This is a genomic window from Collinsella sp. TF09-1AT, from assembly GCF_003436895.1.
Taxonomy (GTDB): domain Bacteria; phylum Actinomycetota; class Coriobacteriia; order Coriobacteriales; family Coriobacteriaceae; genus Collinsella.
This window is the reverse complement of the sequence record NZ_QSRC01000006.1, coordinates 90,511-104,792: the sequence shown is the minus strand read 5'-3', so window position 1 is coordinate 104,792 and position 14,282 is coordinate 90,511. Positions and strand designations below refer to the sequence as shown.

General features: G+C 59.5%; 17 protein-coding genes. 8 read left to right on the top strand and 9 right to left on the bottom strand.

Translation table 11 applies throughout. The annotated features are described in order from the left end of the window. Together DXC90_RS06815 and DXC90_RS06810 are read right to left on the bottom strand one after the other, a co-directional pair. Window positions 1-777 carry a M48 family metallopeptidase gene (locus DXC90_RS06815; protein ID WP_158550238.1) on the bottom strand — a complete coding sequence of 259 codons (777 nt, stop codon included), beginning with the start codon at window positions 775-777 and terminating at the stop codon, window positions 1-3. 74 nt (window positions 778-851) lie between these two features. Next, window positions 852-1,865 carry a dipeptidase gene (locus DXC90_RS06810; protein ID WP_117735323.1) on the bottom strand — a complete coding sequence of 338 codons (1,014 nt, stop codon included), beginning with the start codon at window positions 1,863-1,865 and terminating at the stop codon, window positions 852-854. Window positions 1,866-1,985: 120 nt separating this feature from the next. Between DXC90_RS06810 and DXC90_RS06805 the strand changes: the two genes are divergently transcribed. From DXC90_RS06805 to DXC90_RS06795, 3 genes are all read left to right on the top strand, one after another. Then, window positions 1,986-2,414: a peptidylprolyl isomerase gene (locus DXC90_RS06805; protein WP_117735322.1), complete on the top strand. Its 429-nt coding sequence runs from the start codon at window positions 1,986-1,988 to the stop codon at window positions 2,412-2,414. Between the two features lie 3 nt (window positions 2,415-2,417). Then, window positions 2,418-2,996: an urease accessory protein UreE gene (locus tag DXC90_RS06800; RefSeq protein WP_117735321.1), complete on the top strand. Its 579-nt coding sequence runs from the start codon at window positions 2,418-2,420 to the stop codon at window positions 2,994-2,996. A gap of 83 nt (window positions 2,997-3,079) precedes the next feature. After that, window positions 3,080-3,877: an HAD-IIB family hydrolase gene (locus DXC90_RS06795; protein ID WP_158550237.1), complete on the top strand. Its 798-nt coding sequence runs from the start codon at window positions 3,080-3,082 to the stop codon at window positions 3,875-3,877. Window positions 3,878-3,952: 75 nt separating this feature from the next. Here the strand turns inward: DXC90_RS06795 and DXC90_RS06790 are convergent, their stop codons facing one another. From DXC90_RS06790 to DXC90_RS06770, 5 genes are all read right to left on the bottom strand, one after another. Then, window positions 3,953-4,333, bottom strand: coding sequence for a Fur family transcriptional regulator (locus DXC90_RS06790; RefSeq protein ID WP_117799023.1), 381 nt, complete (start codon window positions 4,331-4,333; stop codon window positions 3,953-3,955). A gap of 61 nt (window positions 4,334-4,394) precedes the next feature. After that, window positions 4,395-4,796, bottom strand: coding sequence for an acylphosphatase (locus DXC90_RS06785; protein ID WP_117735319.1), 402 nt, complete (start codon window positions 4,794-4,796; stop codon window positions 4,395-4,397). Window positions 4,797-4,798: 2 nt separating this feature from the next. Further along, complete coding sequence (locus DXC90_RS06780; RefSeq protein WP_117735318.1) at window positions 4,799-5,905, bottom strand: Gfo/Idh/MocA family protein; 1,107 nt, start codon at window positions 5,903-5,905, stop codon at window positions 4,799-4,801. A 75-nt stretch (window positions 5,906-5,980) separates the two neighbouring features. Continuing rightward, entirely contained in the window at window positions 5,981-6,466 is a 486-nt protein-coding gene (gene rnhA, locus DXC90_RS06775) for a ribonuclease HI (RefSeq protein WP_117735317.1), read from the bottom strand. 63 nt (window positions 6,467-6,529) lie between these two features. Further along, a complete protein-coding gene (locus DXC90_RS06770; RefSeq protein WP_117735316.1) occupies window positions 6,530-7,468 on the bottom strand; it encodes a LysR family transcriptional regulator in 939 nt (312 codons plus the stop codon). A gap of 277 nt (window positions 7,469-7,745) precedes the next feature. Between DXC90_RS06770 and DXC90_RS06765 the strand changes: the two genes are divergently transcribed. From DXC90_RS06765 to DXC90_RS06755, 3 genes are all read left to right on the top strand, one after another. Continuing rightward, on the top strand, window positions 7,746-9,056 hold the full coding sequence (locus tag DXC90_RS06765) for an O-acetylhomoserine aminocarboxypropyltransferase/cysteine synthase family protein (RefSeq protein WP_117735315.1): 1,311 nt from the start codon (window positions 7,746-7,748) through the stop codon (window positions 9,054-9,056). A 312-nt stretch (window positions 9,057-9,368) separates the two neighbouring features. Then, on the top strand, window positions 9,369-10,124 hold the full coding sequence (locus DXC90_RS06760; protein ID WP_117735314.1) for a hypothetical protein: 756 nt from the start codon (window positions 9,369-9,371) through the stop codon (window positions 10,122-10,124). Window positions 10,125-10,311: 187 nt separating this feature from the next. Beyond that, window positions 10,312-10,518 (top strand): hypothetical protein, encoded by a 207-nt coding sequence (locus DXC90_RS06755; RefSeq protein WP_117735313.1) that lies wholly within the window; start codon window positions 10,312-10,314, stop codon window positions 10,516-10,518. Window positions 10,519-10,626: 108 nt separating this feature from the next. On the opposite strand, the gene DXC90_RS06750 is transcribed toward DXC90_RS06755, so the two are convergent. Together DXC90_RS06750 and DXC90_RS06745 are read right to left on the bottom strand one after the other, a co-directional pair. Beyond that, the gene (locus DXC90_RS06750) at window positions 10,627-11,541 is read right to left on the bottom strand and encodes a ketopantoate reductase family protein (RefSeq protein WP_233502237.1); all 915 of its coding nucleotides are present in this window, start codon (window positions 11,539-11,541) and stop codon (window positions 10,627-10,629) included. A 125-nt stretch (window positions 11,542-11,666) separates the two neighbouring features. Beyond that, window positions 11,667-11,861 carry a hypothetical protein gene (locus tag DXC90_RS06745; protein WP_117735311.1) on the bottom strand — a complete coding sequence of 65 codons (195 nt, stop codon included), beginning with the start codon at window positions 11,859-11,861 and terminating at the stop codon, window positions 11,667-11,669. A gap of 145 nt (window positions 11,862-12,006) precedes the next feature. On the opposite strand from DXC90_RS06745, the gene DXC90_RS06740 reads away from it, so the two are divergent. Beyond that, window positions 12,007-13,215, top strand: coding sequence for an aldo/keto reductase (locus DXC90_RS06740; RefSeq protein ID WP_255413370.1), 1,209 nt, complete (start codon window positions 12,007-12,009; stop codon window positions 13,213-13,215). Between the two features lie 95 nt (window positions 13,216-13,310). After that, window positions 13,311-14,180 carry a deoxyribonuclease IV gene (locus DXC90_RS06735; protein ID WP_117735309.1) on the top strand — a complete coding sequence of 290 codons (870 nt, stop codon included), beginning with the start codon at window positions 13,311-13,313 and terminating at the stop codon, window positions 14,178-14,180. Window positions 14,181-14,282: the final 102 nt, after the last annotated feature.

Here is a 14,282-nt window from a genome sequence, read left to right as displayed (position 1 = left end):
CTAATACGTCTCTATGGGTGGCTGCTTGAGCCGCTGCGACAGGGCTCTATTGTTGGGGCAGTACGTGTCGAGCAGGGTGTGGAACCGCTGGTTGTGGCTCGGCTCGAGTAGATGGACGAGCTCGTGGGCAACAACCATGTCGAGGCATTCGACAGGGTAGGCGGCGAGCTCGCGCGCGATGCGAATGGCGCCGGATTTGGGCGTGCAGGAGCCCCAGCGCGTCTTCATACTGCGCACGGAGGCGCGGGAGACGGCGACGCCCATTGCGATTTCGTATGCGTGCACAATATCGCGCAACGCTGCGGTGACCTCGGACGTATAGAGCTGGTCGATGTGGGTTTGGAGCTCGTCGGACGTTAGGCCGTCGAGGATTGCGCACCGCTTGGCCTGTGGGCCTTCGTTCGATTCGTCGGTACCCATAAAACTTGCGAAGGTGGCCTGCTTGGGCCGCGGTGCGGGTGATGCAAAGTTATGATCGAGCGCGTCCTGTACCGTGATGGGCTTGCCCCAAAGCGCAATGATGGACGAGGGACTGCGCGGCTCTCGCGCCGTCGCCTGACGTTGCTCGCGCTGGACAAGTCGGCTGATAATCCAGGCGCTGTTGCGCTTCACAAACGCTTCGATACGCTCGCGGCTGGCGCCGATCGGTGCGCTGGCGTGGACCTCGCCGCTCGATGTGACGCGTAGGTTGAAGTTCTTGACGCGCTTTTTGGTAACGACGACGGGGATGGGCGTCCCATCCGGTCGGGATACGGAAATCGTAAACTGCTGCGTCAAAAGCGGTCCTTCAGATTGGGGACGGGCTGGCATGTCGACCGTTCGGCATGCCGGCCCGCTCAGGGGATGTGAAATTAATAACGCTCAAAGAAGGCAAGTGCGTTGTCGCTGCAGAGCTTCTGCATCACGGTCTTGCCAAAGTGCTTGGAGAGCATGTTCTGGAATTCTGGCATCTTGCTGGCATCGGAGAGGAAGGCGGGTACCTTGGCGCCGTCCCAGTCGCCGCCGAGCGCGATGACGTCCTCGCCACCCAGGTCAAGCCAGTGTTCGATATGCGCCGCCAGCTGGTCGAAGGTGACGTCCGCGGCGGTCTCGTCGGTTGCGCTGTTGGATAGGAACTCGCTGCAGTAGTTGAGGCCGACGATGCCGCCCATGTCGCGAATGGTGCGGAACTGGTCGTCGGTGAGGTTGCGCTTGACGCCGCAGACGGTGCGGGAGTTGGAGTGGCTGGCGACGAAGGGGCGCGTGGCGCGGGCGACAACCTCGTTAAAGCACTCATCGTTGAGGTGGGAGACGTCGAGCACCATGCCGGCGTGCTCCATCTGCGTAAGCGCCTCGATGCCGGCGGCGGTGAGGCCGGCGTGGGTGTCGTGGCCGCTCGCGAGCGGTCCCTGCGCGTTCCAGCTAAGCGAGGACATGAGTACGCCCAGGCTCTTGAGCACTTCGATCAGCGCGGGGTCCTCGGCAAAGAACGTGGCGTTTTCGATGGTATGGATGCAGGCGACCTTGCCGTCTTTGAGCGCGGGGCGAATGTCTGCGGCGCTGCGCACGTTGACCATACGGTCGTGATTGAGCATGGCTTGGCCGCTCATGTGCGCCATGATCTGCGCCTGGAAACGCGCTGCGTGGGCGGCGGGAATCTCGTCGGGGACAAACGTGGCGAAGCACTGTGCCCACGGCGTGTTGCCGATCTTTGCGAGCGAGATGGCGCAGGCGTTGCCCTCGATGAGGTCGAAATCTTGCGGATGCGTTTCGTCGCCGGGGAAATAACCGTCGGTGCCGGCGGTAAAGCGCAGGTCGAGATCGAGCGTGGCCCAGCCGATGCGGTCGGCGGTGTCGCAGTGTAGGTCGAATACGGGATATGCCATGGTTCCTCCGGTTGCAGCGTTTCTTTGCAAACTGTTTTTGAATTGTATGACTAGGGTATAGTTAGCGCCATATGTTCACGGCGGCCCGCGTTGTGCGCCGCCCTTATCACGGAGGTTACCATGTCCAACCAGGGCAAGAAGGTCAAGACCCATTATCGCGGCACGCTCGACGACGGCACGCAGTTCGATAGCTCCTACGATCGCGGCGAGCCGCTGGAGTTCACCTGCGGCGCCGGTCAGATGATCAAGGGCTTCGACGCCGCTGTTGTCGACATGCAGGTGGGCGAGAAGAAGACCGTGCACATTCCTGCTGCCGATGCCTACGGCGAGCACAACCCCGAGATGGTTCTGACCTTCCCGGCCGAACAGGTTCCCGACATCGAGCAGATCGAGAAGGGCATGAAGCTCTTCCTGTCCACGCCGAGCGGTATGCCCGTCCCCGCCGTGGTCATCGACGTAACGCCCGAGGCCGTGACGCTCGACGCCAACCACGAGCTCGCCGGCAAGGACCTCAACTTTGATATCGAGCTCGTCGAGGTCGAGGACTAGTTGATGCCCGCGGACCTGGTAGCTACGGAGCGCTTGGGAAATCTCAACGACCCGTCCTATGAACTTTTGCTTCGTCGGGAGCTGGGCGGTGTCTTTGAGACTGACGAGCTGCTGCTCGATTGGGACCAGGCTGACACACGCGCGTTTGCGGGCATGACGGAGCTGGGGCGCACGGTGAATGTCCAGCTGGATGCCGCCGACGTTGAGCGCCTTGCCGACGGCGACGTGCTCGCTGTCGACCGCACGGGTGCGTTGCCCGTGGCGGTTGTCGTGCGTCTGCGTAGCGCCGAGGTCTATTTGGTCGAAGTTGACCGCATGGACCCGATTGCGCTCGCGCATGCGTGCTGGGAGATCGGCAATATGCACGCGCCGCTTTTCCGAGGCGACTCGGACGAGCATACCGTGCGCATGTATACGCCGGTGCAGCCTGTTTTGGGCCGCATGCTCCGGGGTATTGAAGGCGTTCGGCTCTCGGTGGTTACCCGTGAACTCGATGCGGGCCGGCGCTTTGCGTCGAGTGCGGCGGATGCCGTTGTGAGTATGGCTCCAGACTTTACGATCGTAAAAAAGGCGCGCGATTAACGTGTGTATGAGTAAGACGGACTTTGAGAGGCAACTATTCAAAGTTCGTCTTTCTGTTGATGAGATGCTGTGGGGGAAAGCATATGGGTCTTGAAGGAATCAAGCTGATTGCATGCGATTTGGACGGCACGTTGCTGCATCCGGGGGAGCGCGAGCCGCGTTCCGAGGCCTTTGAGCTCATCGACGAACTGCATCGTCGCGGTATCGTGTTTATGCCGGCGAGCGGCCGTCAATATGCGAGCTTGCGCTATCTGTTTGCCCCGGTGGCCGATGAGCTCGCCTATGTATGCGAAAACGGAGCCCTGGTGATGAGCGAGGGGCGTGCCGTTGTCAAGCGTTCCATGGAGCGTAGCCTTGCTATGGATATCGCGAATGCCGTGGTTGCGTATCCCCATGCCGACGTGACCCTTTCGTGTGAGGGACACCTCTACACCATGAGCGGCAACGATGCGTTCGTCGACCATTTGCGCTATGAGGTCCACTGCGATGTGGCGGTGGTCGACCGCCCCGAGGACATCGACGAAGACGTCATTAAGATTGCCTTCCAGACGCCCGAGGCGGAGCAGCCGGCGGCGCTGGAGTATTTCGTGCGTCGCTTTAGCGACCGGGTCGATGTGATGACGTCGGGAACCGAATGGACGGACTTTATCGGCTTTGATTCGGGCAAGGGGTCCGCGCTTGCCGATTATGGCCGTGCGCTGGGGATCTCATCCAACGAGATGATGGCATTTGGCGACAATGAAAACGACCGCGACATGCTCAACGTGGTGGGTCATCCCTGCCTGATGGAGAACTGCAACCCCACTATGCGCGGTATCAATGACCGCGTCCGCTATGTGCGTACGGTCGAAGAAGAGCTGCATCGCTTGCTTGCTGAGTAGATATTTGGGACATGCCTAGAAATCTACTTTTGCCGTAATCGGTGGAAAGGTAGATTTTAAGGCATGTCCCAAAAACTACCTACAGTTAGGGCAGAGGCCCTCGAAGATCGTGTAGTGCGAGGTGACGTTCCAACCGATTTGTTCGGATGCCTTGGTATCGAGCTGGGCATCGAAGGGGAGCGGCACATCGATGACGCGGCCGCACGAGGTGCAGATGATATGCGCATGCGGCTCGATGGTGCGATCGAAACGGCTGCCGCCCGGCGTCTTGATGGAGAGAATCTCCCCGGCATCGGCCAAGAGGTTGAGGTTGCGGTACACCGTGCCGCGGCTGATCTTGTCGTCCTGTTCGCGCACGGCGTTGTAGATCTCATCGGCGGTGGGATGGTTATAGCTTTGGCGCACGGCATCAAGAACCAGCTTCCGCTGCTTGGTGTTTCTTCTTTGCACGGCCATGCGCCTCACCTCTTTTCCGTCACGGTAGGTAAGTAAATGATACCGTATTTAGCACACAATACTAATAGTGAGGGTCGAAACCATCTTCACCGGTAAGCGTGGCGCGGGCTTGTGCGTCCTCGAGGCGAAAACGAATGCCCATTCGCTCGTAGGAGGCGTGGAGTGCTTCGAGGTGAGACAGGATATTCGCAGGCGCGCCTTGTACCTCCATTTCGACCGAACCGTCTTCCATATTGCGTACCCAGCCGGTGAGTGTGTGTGCCTGTGCGAGATTGGTGTTGGTAAAGCGAAAGCCGACGCCCTGGACTTGGCCCTCCCACCGAAGAAAATAGCGCTGAGGGGCGTTTTGAGTGGCCGTGTCGCTTACCAACACCGTAAGCCTGCGCCGCAGTTCGAGCTCAACGCCGGACGGTTTTTGAGGCTCTCGATTGACGCCGGAGAAGAACTTGTCAAGAAAGCCCATCGCTAGGCCTGCTTCTCAGAGTCTGCGGGGAAGGCGATGCCGGCCTGCTGGCGCACGGCGTCCATGATACGCAGCGAGACAAGCGTGACATCGCGATAGTGGCCAAGTTCATGGTGCCCGGCCGGCGTTTCCCAAATCTCTTCGTTGACGTTGTCGATGCCGCTGATGGCGGTGATAAAGTCGGCGAGCTCGTACTCCATGGTGTTATTCGATTTGGGCAGGTCGAGCACAATGCCGCTGTCATCCTGCTCGCGTGGGGCCTCGGTCGCCGATCCGCGCACGACGTCACCGCGATAGTCGATGCGTACGTTGCGGGGCGTGGACAGATGGTCGATCTGGATGGTGCCTCGCTCGCCTTCGATTTGCGAGGGCAGCAGGTCATTCGTGATCTTGGAATGCGCGAGTTCAACCGAGATGCGACCGCCGCCGTAACTGGCAAGGATGGAGCCGCAGCCGTCAATGGGCCCGTGCGTGAGCTTTTGCGTGGCAGGGTCGAGCAGCGTGGTCATGCTGGCGATGCCGGAGGGCATGCCGAAGATCTCGACCATGGGCTCGACGGTATAGACGCCGATGTCCATAAGGGAACCCGATGCCATGTGGCAGTCGAAGATATTGGTGGCGCGTCCTGCGAGAATCTCGTTGTAGCGCGAGGAGTACTTACCAAAGCGCAGCGAGGCGCGGCGAATGGGCGCGATTTCGCCCAGGGCGTCCTCGGTGGCATGGAAGGCGGGGTCGTGGAGCGGGCGCATAGCCTCGAGGGCAACGACGCCGGCGGCCTCGGCGGCACGGAAGACCTCGAGCGCCTGTGCCTCGGTGGCGCAGAAGGGCTTTTCGACGATAACGTGCTTGCCACCGGCGATGCAGGCGAGCGCCTGTTTGTGGTGAAGTGCGTTGGGACTGCCAATATAGACGGCGTCGACGTCGTCGGCGGACGCAAGCTCGTCAAGTGCGGTGAAGTTACGCTCGCCGCCGTGCTTAGTGGTGAAGGCGGCGCCGCGATCTGCATCGCGCGAAAGCGTGCCCACAAACGCGGCTTGGTCGTTGGCGTTGACGACCTGGATAAAGTCGTCGGTAATCATGGATGTGCCGATGGTCGCTATACGCAGCATGTATCCCCCTCGTGCCGTTCGGTTTACAGGATGAGTGTAGCGCGAGGGGGCAGGAAATAGCGTGCGAAAACGCCGTTACAGGTCGCTCTCGATAAAGCCGGCGTCGATATCGAGGTTGTTGCCGTCGGCCGCCGTGGTGGCAAGCTCGTCGCAGCGCTCATTGAGCTCATGGCCGGCGTGGCCCTTAACCCAGATGAACTCCACTTTGTGCTTGCTCTTTGCGGTGAGCAGGCGCTCCCACAGATCGCGGTTCTTGACAGGCTGCTTGTTGGCGGTCTTCCAGCCGCGTTTTTTCCAGCCGTCGATCCAGTGCTTGTTAAAGGCGTTGACGACGTACTGCGAATCGGAATGGACTTCGACGTCGCAGGGGCGGTTGAGCGCCTCGAGTGCCACGATGACTGCCATGAGCTCCATGCGGTTGTTGGTGGTCTTGGCGTAGCCGCGTGAAAGCTCGGAGGTGAAGGTCTTGCCGGCGGGGTTGGTGTATTTGAGCACGGCGCCGTAGCCGCCGCGTCCCGGATTTGATCGGGCCGAGCCGTCGGTATGGATGATGACCTTCACATGGTTCCTTTCGTTAGGCGCTTCTCGCGTGGGTGTCCATTGTAGCGCCGCGTTCGGCGAGGGCTAGCAATCTATGATATCTATCCCGTCTCCAGATGGCTGGCTTTCGTGGATGATGCGGTCGAGCTCGTTGAGGTATTGCTGCAAGAGGGGAGAGGGCTTGCGCTCGTCGTGCATGATATAGCCCACATGCATCGTCGGGGCGTCTGCCAACGGGATCGATGCCATGCCCCATTGCATTTCATTGGAGAGGACGCCGGTCGACAAGGTGTAGCCGTTCGACGTGATGAGCAGGTTGGTGAGCGTTCCGCGGTCCGAGATTCGTATGTTGCGGTCGCAAGGGATATAGCTAAACGGTTCCTCGGCGTAATAGAAGGAATTTGAGGTTCCCTGCTCAAAGCTGTAGCGCGTGTAGGGCGTGAGGTCGGCAAGCGATAGCTGGGCACGACGTGCGAGTGGGTGGCGTTCGCTCACGAAGACGTGGACTGTTGCATCGAAGAGGGGATGGAAGCTCGCGCGGGCGTCGGTAAAGGTCTTCTGCAGGACGCGGGCATTAAAGTCATCCAGATACAGAATGCCGATATCGCTGCGAAATGCGCGGACGTCGTCGATGATTTGCGACGTGGTGGTTTCGCGCATGATGAACTCGAACTTGCTGTCGCGGCAGCGCTCGACGACGTTGATAAAGGCCTCGACCGAAAAAGCGTAGTGCTGGGCCGAGATGGCAAGGCGCGCCTGGGGTGTGCCGCCGTCTTCGTAGCGGGCCTCGAGCATATCGGCCTGCTCTACGACCTGGCGCGCATAGCCCAAAAGCTCGGTGCCGTCGTTGGTGAGCGTGACGCCGCGGCTGGAGCGCGTGAAGATCTCCAGATGGAGCTCCTGCTCTAGGCTTTTGACGGCGTTGGAGATATTGGACTGCGCGGTATAGAGGCGCTGGGCTGCGGCGTTAATTGAGCCAGACTCCGCCACGGCGATAAGAAAACGAAGCTGCTGGAGGGTCATCGGCGCCCGTCCTTTCGATAGCTATCTAAAAAACCGATAACAGGTTAGCGATTTTAAGTGATTGACCGAGCGATGCAACGCTCGTACTATTCAAAACACACAAATGCGGTAGGTAATTAAGCCGACCACGGAACCGGGACGTCAAAAAGGGGGACCGCATATGCACTGCTTACCAAGACGAATGCCGGGCTCCTGTTTGCGCCCGTTGGCGTGATCAGGAGGCAGCGACTAACTTCTCTCGCTCTTAGTTACTTTTTATTCGATCAAGGAGATCATCATGAGCCAGTTCATCAACAACCCCGAGCACACCTTTGGTTTCGACACCCTGCAGCTTCATGTTGGCCAGGAGAGCGCCGACCCCGCATCCGACGCCCGCGCTGTGCCTATCTACCAGACCACGAGCTATGTGTTCCGCAACTCCCAGCATGCTGCTGACCGCTTTGGTCTTGCCGACGCCGGTAACATCTACGGTCGTCTGACCAACTCCACCCAGGGCGTCTTTGAGGATCGCATCGCCGCGCTCGAGGGTGGCGTGGCTGGTCTCGCTGTCGCTTCGGGTGCTGCCGCCATCACCTATGCCCTGCAGGCCCTCGCCCAGGCCGGTGACCACGTGGTCGCCCAGAAGACCATCTACGGCGGTTCCTACAACCTGCTGGAGCACACGCTCTCCCAGTTTGGTGTCGAGAACACCTTTGTCGACGCCCACAGCCTGGACGAGGTCGAGGGTGCCATTAAGGACAACACCACGGTTATCTACCTCGAGACGCTCGGCAACCCCAACTCCGATATCCCCAACATCGACGCCATCTCCGAGATCGCCAAGAAGCATGGCCTTCCGGTCGTCGTCGATAACACCTTCGGCACCCCGTATCTGTTCCGTCCGCTGGAGCACGGCGCCAACATCGTCGTTCACTCTGCGACCAAGTTTATCGGCGGCCACGGCACCTCGCTGGGCGGCGTGATCGTCGACGGTGGCAACTTCGATTGGAAGGCGAGCAGAAAGTACACCCAGATCGCTGAGCCCAACCCCTCCTACCACGGCGTTTCGTTTGCCGAGGCTGCCGGTCCCGCCGCCTTCGCAACCTATGTCCGCGCTATCCTGCTGCGTGACGAGGGCGCCTGCATCAGCCCGTTCAACGCCTGGGTCCTGCTCCAGGGCGCCGAGACTCTGTCGCTGCGCGTTGACCGTCATGTCGAGAACACCAAGAAGGTCGTTGAGTTCCTGACTGGTGACAGCCACGTCGCCAAGGTAAACCACCCGAGCCTGCCTGAGCACCCCGATCACGAGCTCTATCAGAAGTACTTCCCCAACGGCGGCGCTTCGATCTTCACCTTTGAGATTAAGGGCGGCCAGGAGGCCGCCTGGAAGTTCATCGATCATCTGCAGGTGTTCTCGCTGCTCGCCAACGTGGCCGACGTTAAGTCGCTCGTCGTGCACCCGGCTACCACCACGCACTCCCAGCTCTCTGCCGAGGAGCTCGCCGAACAGAACATCACGCCCTCCACGATCCGTCTTTCCATCGGTACCGAGAACGCCGAGGATATCATTTGGGATCTGAAGCAGGCTTTCGCCGCGCTGGACGAGTAAGGCGACTTGTGCAAGGACCCCTTGCGACTCGATAGGTATAACTGCATAAAATGCCTGCTCAAGGCGCCTGCGCAAGCAATGGTTGCGCAGGCGCCTTTTTTGCATAGGGAAGGCGATATTACAGGGTTTTTGACATGCTTTATGCATTCGAGTTGTGGAAAACTCCTGTTGAGAGGATGTGAGTTTTACGCAATTGACGTGCGCCTTTTGAGTAAAACCGCAGGTCGCGATTTGCTCGGGGTACTATGCAGCGCGATCGAATCACACACAGCTCAAACGCAGCAAAAACGCACTACGGAGGTTTCCAGCTACATGAGGATCGATTCACGAAAACCGAAAGTCGCCGCCCTTTCCGCCGCTCTGACCGTGGCACTTTTGGTGGGCGCCGGCGCAACCGATGCCCACGCCGCAACACTGTCCGATACGGTTGGATCTACGCCGTCCGAGACGACACTGGTACAGCCCGTTGACTATCGCGGCGATGGTTATGGCTCTATGCAGGAGTGGAACGCCTCGATGGAGGCCAAGCGCGATTCCTTGGAGATGCGCGCTCAGATCATTATGAATATGTATGGCGACTATGCTACCGATGACGAGCGCGCTGTGCTGCAGGGTTGCATCGACGGTGCGGGTAGCCTTTTGACGATGGGGGAGGTCGACGCCAGGTCGACCGAGCTCGATGAGCTGCGCACTGCGCTTGAGGATGCCAAGTGCGAAGCGCTCGAGGCTGCCGAGGCCGCCCAGGCTTCGTACTACAACGCCGGTTACAATCCGTCCTACGCGTCTGCCGCGTCCTACGCGAACGGATCGGGCCTGACGCGCTCTGCGGGTGTAAATAACTACAACGGGCGTCGTGAGACCTATTACAGCAGCAATGTGCTTTATCACTATCGCACGGGCGAATGGACTCAGGATTCTGAGGGCTTTTGGCGCGATTCCGACGGCTATTACGTTGTTGCGGCGGGCGATATGGCCCAGGGCTCGACCTTTACGGGCTCCAAGGGTGATTGCAAGGTCTATGACTCCGGCTGCGCTGCCGGAACCACCGACTACTACACCGGTTGGTAATTATTCTGCATCACGGATATTTGGCGGATGGGCGTCTTTACCGAGCTTTAGGGCAACGTAAGGACGCCCGTTTTTTTGTGCGTGCTTGAGTTAACAGAGCGCTTACCGTGGCGGTACGCTGGGCGTATGGATGCGGGGCACACTAAGTCATGAGAAGCAAGGTCTTTCCCGTGGAGGAAGTGGTCTCATGAACGCTCGAGATATCGCTATTGCCGCCGTTGCACTTGCGCTGGGTTGTCTTGGTCCTACAGCCGCGCTTGTCGCGGGCATGCAGGGCTTGTGCGGAGCTGCTCCTATCGTTGTGGGGGCCCTGATTGCTGTCGCTGCGCTGGGAAGCGCCGGCGTCGTCCTTTGCCGTGAGGATGAGGACGAGATGCGGGGCTCGCAACTCTAACAGCCGTGAAGCTGGTTTTAGCTATAGATGAAGCAGGAAACCGCCGCAAGTGGAATGTCCCTTGCGGCGGTTTTGCCGTTGAGTCTGTTGGCTGCGGTATGTCGAGCGCTACCAGCTGGCCTCGATTTCGCGGATGCGCGAATAGAGCCATTCGTTTTGCGGCACTTGGATATCATGCTTGGCCGCGAGGTGACAGATGGTACCCGCAAACTCCTCGACCTCGGTCTTGCGTCGTGCGATGCGGTCCTGTGCCATCGAGGGCATGCCGACGGGATCGAGCCCTTCGATGAGGTGCACCATCTGCGTCAGATCCGCTTCGGTGAGCTCGATGCCCTCGGCGTTGGCGACCGCAAGCGTCTCGCGCATGGCGGAAACAAAGCAGCGACGCTGCTCGGAGCCCTGTTCCGTGGCACTTCCGTACGTGCCGCCGTAGGCCATACAGGTCTGGTTGATGCCGTCGTTGAGCATGAGCTTGGCCCACATACGATGTGATATGTCGTGCTCGACGGTGTGGGCGATACTGCAACGCGTGTAGAGCTCGTCGATGGCGGTGACGGTTGCGAGCTCGGTGCCTGCTGCCGCGCCAAAGCGGATTTCGCCGGCATTGGCATAGGTGAGCTCTCCGTTGAGGAATACGGCGTCCATGCCCTGGCAGATGCCCAGGACGGTGTGCTTCCAGCCAAAGCGTTCGGCAATCTTTTGTTCGCTCGTGATGCCGTTGCACAGTGACGCAATCAGCGTGTCGGGACCCACGACGCTTTCCATGGTTTTGAGTGCCATATCGAGCCCGGTTGTCTTGACAGTGAGAATGACCAGGTCGACGGGCGTCGCCTCGCTCGCGCGGACGGACTTGAGCGCGCAGGGCTTGCCGTTGATATTGAGCGCATCGCCCGCGTGGCGCTCAAAGCGTGCGTCGTCCATGACATATTCAACAGCGTCGTTGCCGAGCGCTTGGGCGATCATGCTGCCGTAGAGTAGGCCGACACCGCCCTTGCCGATGAAGGCGACCTTGTTGATCTGCATATGAATCATCTCCCCATAAAAAGGCGCCCACGTACGGGGCGCCTGATGGATTGTATGCTGTCGGGGTATGTTGTGTGCGCCGGATAGCGGTATTTAGAAGAACGAACGCATGGGAACACGGGAACTTATGACGCGGGGCAGACCGCAAAGACGCGTGCGGGGTATCCGACGCCATCACGCACTTTGGGGAAGGTGCAGAAGATGACAGCACCCGTGGCGGGAAGCTCATCCAGATGATCCATGACCTCGATTTGGTAACGGTCGACCGAAAGGATGTATTGCTCGCCCGGGTAAGGGTAGGCGTCCTCGCGCGTGGTCACGCCCGGCTCCTTTCATCGGGCTTTTTGCTGATATTAAAGCGGTGCCGTGACGGCTCGATTTCTGCTGCGTTACGATACGTTCTCGATTGCGATTCCATGATGTTTCGGCCGCGTGACCGTTGTGTTTCTCCTTGCCGGGGCGCTTATGGCGAAGGGAGGGTCTGTGCAATACCGCGTTGACCCCAAAAGTGGTAACCGATTATCCGCTCTCGGTCTGGGCTGTATGAGATTTCCCGGTGCACCGGGTCATCCGGACGCGAAGGCGGCCGACGCCATCATTTCCCGTGCGGTGGGGCAGGGGATTAATTACCTGGATACCGCATATCTCTATCCCGGCAACGAGGCATGCGTGGGCGCTTCGCTTGAGCGTTTGGGGCTGCGTGACCAGGTGCTGCTGGCGACCAAGCTGCCGCACGCTTCGTGTGCATGCACCGGGGATTTCGACCGTTTCTTTGACGAGCAGCTGCGTCGTCTGCGGACCGACCATATCGACTATTACCTTATGCATAACATCACTTCGCCCGTCCAGTGGGAACGTGTGGTGGCGTTGGGCGTCGAGGATTGGATCGCGCGCCAAAAGGCGTCGGGGCGCATTCGCCAGATTGGTTTTTCGTATCACGGCAGCGCGGCGGATTTCTTGACGATGCTCGACGCATACGATTGGGATTTTTGCCAGATACAGTACAACTATGCCGGCGAGCGCTACCAAGCGGGAACGGCAGGACTCATGGCGGCTGCGGAGCGCGGGCTCGCGGTGTTTGTGATGGAGCCGCTGCTAGGCGGGCGTCTGGCGGGCAAGCTGCCGCCGCGGGCCCGCGCTGTGCTCGAGAGCGTCCGTGATCCGCATTTGCGCACCCCTGCCGCCTGGGGGCTTTCGTGGGTGTGGAACCATCCTCAGGTCACGATGCTGCTTTCGGGTATGACCGATACCGCGCAGGTGGATGAGAACGCGGCGTTGGCCGATCGGGCCCTGCCGAATTCGATGACGACAGAGCAGCTCGATACCATCGCACGTGTACTGGGAGAGTTTGAGAAATCGAATCGCGTGCCCTGCACGGGATGTGGCTATTGCATGCCGTGTCCTAAAGGCATCAATATCCCTGGATGTTTTGCCGCCTACAACGCAAGTTATGCGCACAGCTGGTTTACGGGTCTATCGCAGTATTTTACGGCGAGCGCGGTGCGGACGAGCGAGCCCAAGTTGGTGAGCAATTGCGTCAAATGCGGCAAATGCGCGCGGCATTGTCCGCAGCACATCGATATCCCCGGGCGCTTGGACGCCGTACGCCGCCGTTTTCAGCCCGGCCCCGTGACGGCGGCGCTTAGGGCCTTCGGCAAAACGCGCTCCTCATGACCCTTTTATAACGTGCGGTGGAATACGGTCTGTTTGCGCCAAAATAAGGCATCAATAGACCGTATTTCACCGCAACTGATGAGGGGGAGCTGGGGATGCTGACGATCGGGTGTCACCTATCCACGACGAAGGGCTATCGGGCAATGGGGGAGACGGCGCTGTCCATTGGCGCCAATACCTTTGCATTCTTTACGCGCAACCCGCGCGGCGGCAAGGCGAAAGACCTTGACATGGATGACGTGGCAGCCCTGCGCGAGCTTATGGAGCAAAACGATTTTGGTCCGCTCGTGGCACACGCCCCGTATACCTATAACCCCTGTTCTGCCAAAGAGCGGGCGCGCGAGTTTGCCTTGGAGGCAATGGCCGAGGACTTGCAGCGCCTGGAAGCGCTGCCCGGCAACTACTACAACTTCCACCCCGGCGCGCATGTGGGGCAGGGGACTGATGCCGGCATTCAGATGATCGTCGACACCTTGTGTCAGGTGATGTTTGAGGGGCAGCAGACGACGGTGCTGCTCGAGACCATGGCGGGAAAGGGTACCGAGGTGGGCCGTAGCTTTGAGGAGCTGGCGCTCATCATCCAGGGCGTTGCCGGCAAACGCCCCGAGCTGTCGGTCAAGTTGGGCGTTTGCCTAGACACCTGCCATGTGAGCGATGCCGGCTACGACATCATCCATGATCTGGACGGCGTACTCGACGAGTTCGACCGCGTGGTGGGTATCGACCGCTTGCGTGCCGTACACATCAACGATTCGAAGAACCCCTGTGGCGCCCATAAAGATCGTCACGAGTGCATCGGTAAGGGCTACCTTGGTAGCGAGGAGCTTGGCGGCGGTATGCAGGTTATGCAGAATATTGTATCGAATGACCGTCTGCGTGCGTTGCCTTTCATTTTGGAGACACCGAACGAACTTGCAGGTTATGCGGCTGAAATAAAACTCTTAAGGTCTTTGCGCAGTAATTAACAGCCACAAAGTGGGTGTTTCATTCACGTTATGGGCTTGTTTCAATCAGTTTTCTCATTGCAGATTCCTACAAGCGGGTGCATAATAGCCAACAGTTTTTGC

What these genes read in the sequence shown, in the direction of transcription:
- DXC90_RS06810 (WP_117735323.1), bottom strand. Translation starts at nt 1,865, where the DNA reads ATGGCATATCCCGTATTCGACCTACACTGCGACACCGCCGACCGCATC.
- DXC90_RS06805 (WP_117735322.1), top strand. Translation starts at nt 1,986, where the DNA reads ATGTCCAACCAGGGCAAGAAGGTCAAGACCCATTATCGCGGCACGCTC.
- DXC90_RS06800 (WP_117735321.1), top strand. Translation starts at nt 2,418, where the DNA reads ATGCCCGCGGACCTGGTAGCTACGGAGCGCTTGGGAAATCTCAACGAC.
- DXC90_RS06795 (WP_158550237.1), top strand. Translation starts at nt 3,080, where the DNA reads ATGGGTCTTGAAGGAATCAAGCTGATTGCATGCGATTTGGACGGCACG.
- DXC90_RS06790 (WP_117799023.1), bottom strand. Translation starts at nt 4,333, where the DNA reads ATGGCCGTGCAAAGAAGAAACACCAAGCAGCGGAAGCTGGTTCTTGAT.
- DXC90_RS06785 (WP_117735319.1), bottom strand. Translation starts at nt 4,796, where the DNA reads ATGGGCTTTCTTGACAAGTTCTTCTCCGGCGTCAATCGAGAGCCTCAA.
- DXC90_RS06780 (WP_117735318.1), bottom strand. Translation starts at nt 5,905, where the DNA reads ATGCTGCGTATAGCGACCATCGGCACATCCATGATTACCGACGACTTT.
- DXC90_RS06770 (WP_117735316.1), bottom strand. Translation starts at nt 7,468, where the DNA reads ATGACCCTCCAGCAGCTTCGTTTTCTTATCGCCGTGGCGGAGTCTGGC.
- DXC90_RS06765 (WP_117735315.1), top strand. Translation starts at nt 7,746, where the DNA reads ATGAGCCAGTTCATCAACAACCCCGAGCACACCTTTGGTTTCGACACC.
- DXC90_RS06760 (WP_117735314.1), top strand. Translation starts at nt 9,369, where the DNA reads ATGAGGATCGATTCACGAAAACCGAAAGTCGCCGCCCTTTCCGCCGCT.
- DXC90_RS06755 (WP_117735313.1), top strand. Translation starts at nt 10,312, where the DNA reads ATGAACGCTCGAGATATCGCTATTGCCGCCGTTGCACTTGCGCTGGGT.
- DXC90_RS06750 (WP_233502237.1), bottom strand. Translation starts at nt 11,541, where the DNA reads ATGCAGATCAACAAGGTCGCCTTCATCGGCAAGGGCGGTGTCGGCCTA.
- DXC90_RS06740 (WP_255413370.1), top strand. Translation starts at nt 12,007, where the DNA reads ATGGCGAAGGGAGGGTCTGTGCAATACCGCGTTGACCCCAAAAGTGGT.
- DXC90_RS06735 (WP_117735309.1), top strand. Translation starts at nt 13,311, where the DNA reads ATGCTGACGATCGGGTGTCACCTATCCACGACGAAGGGCTATCGGGCA.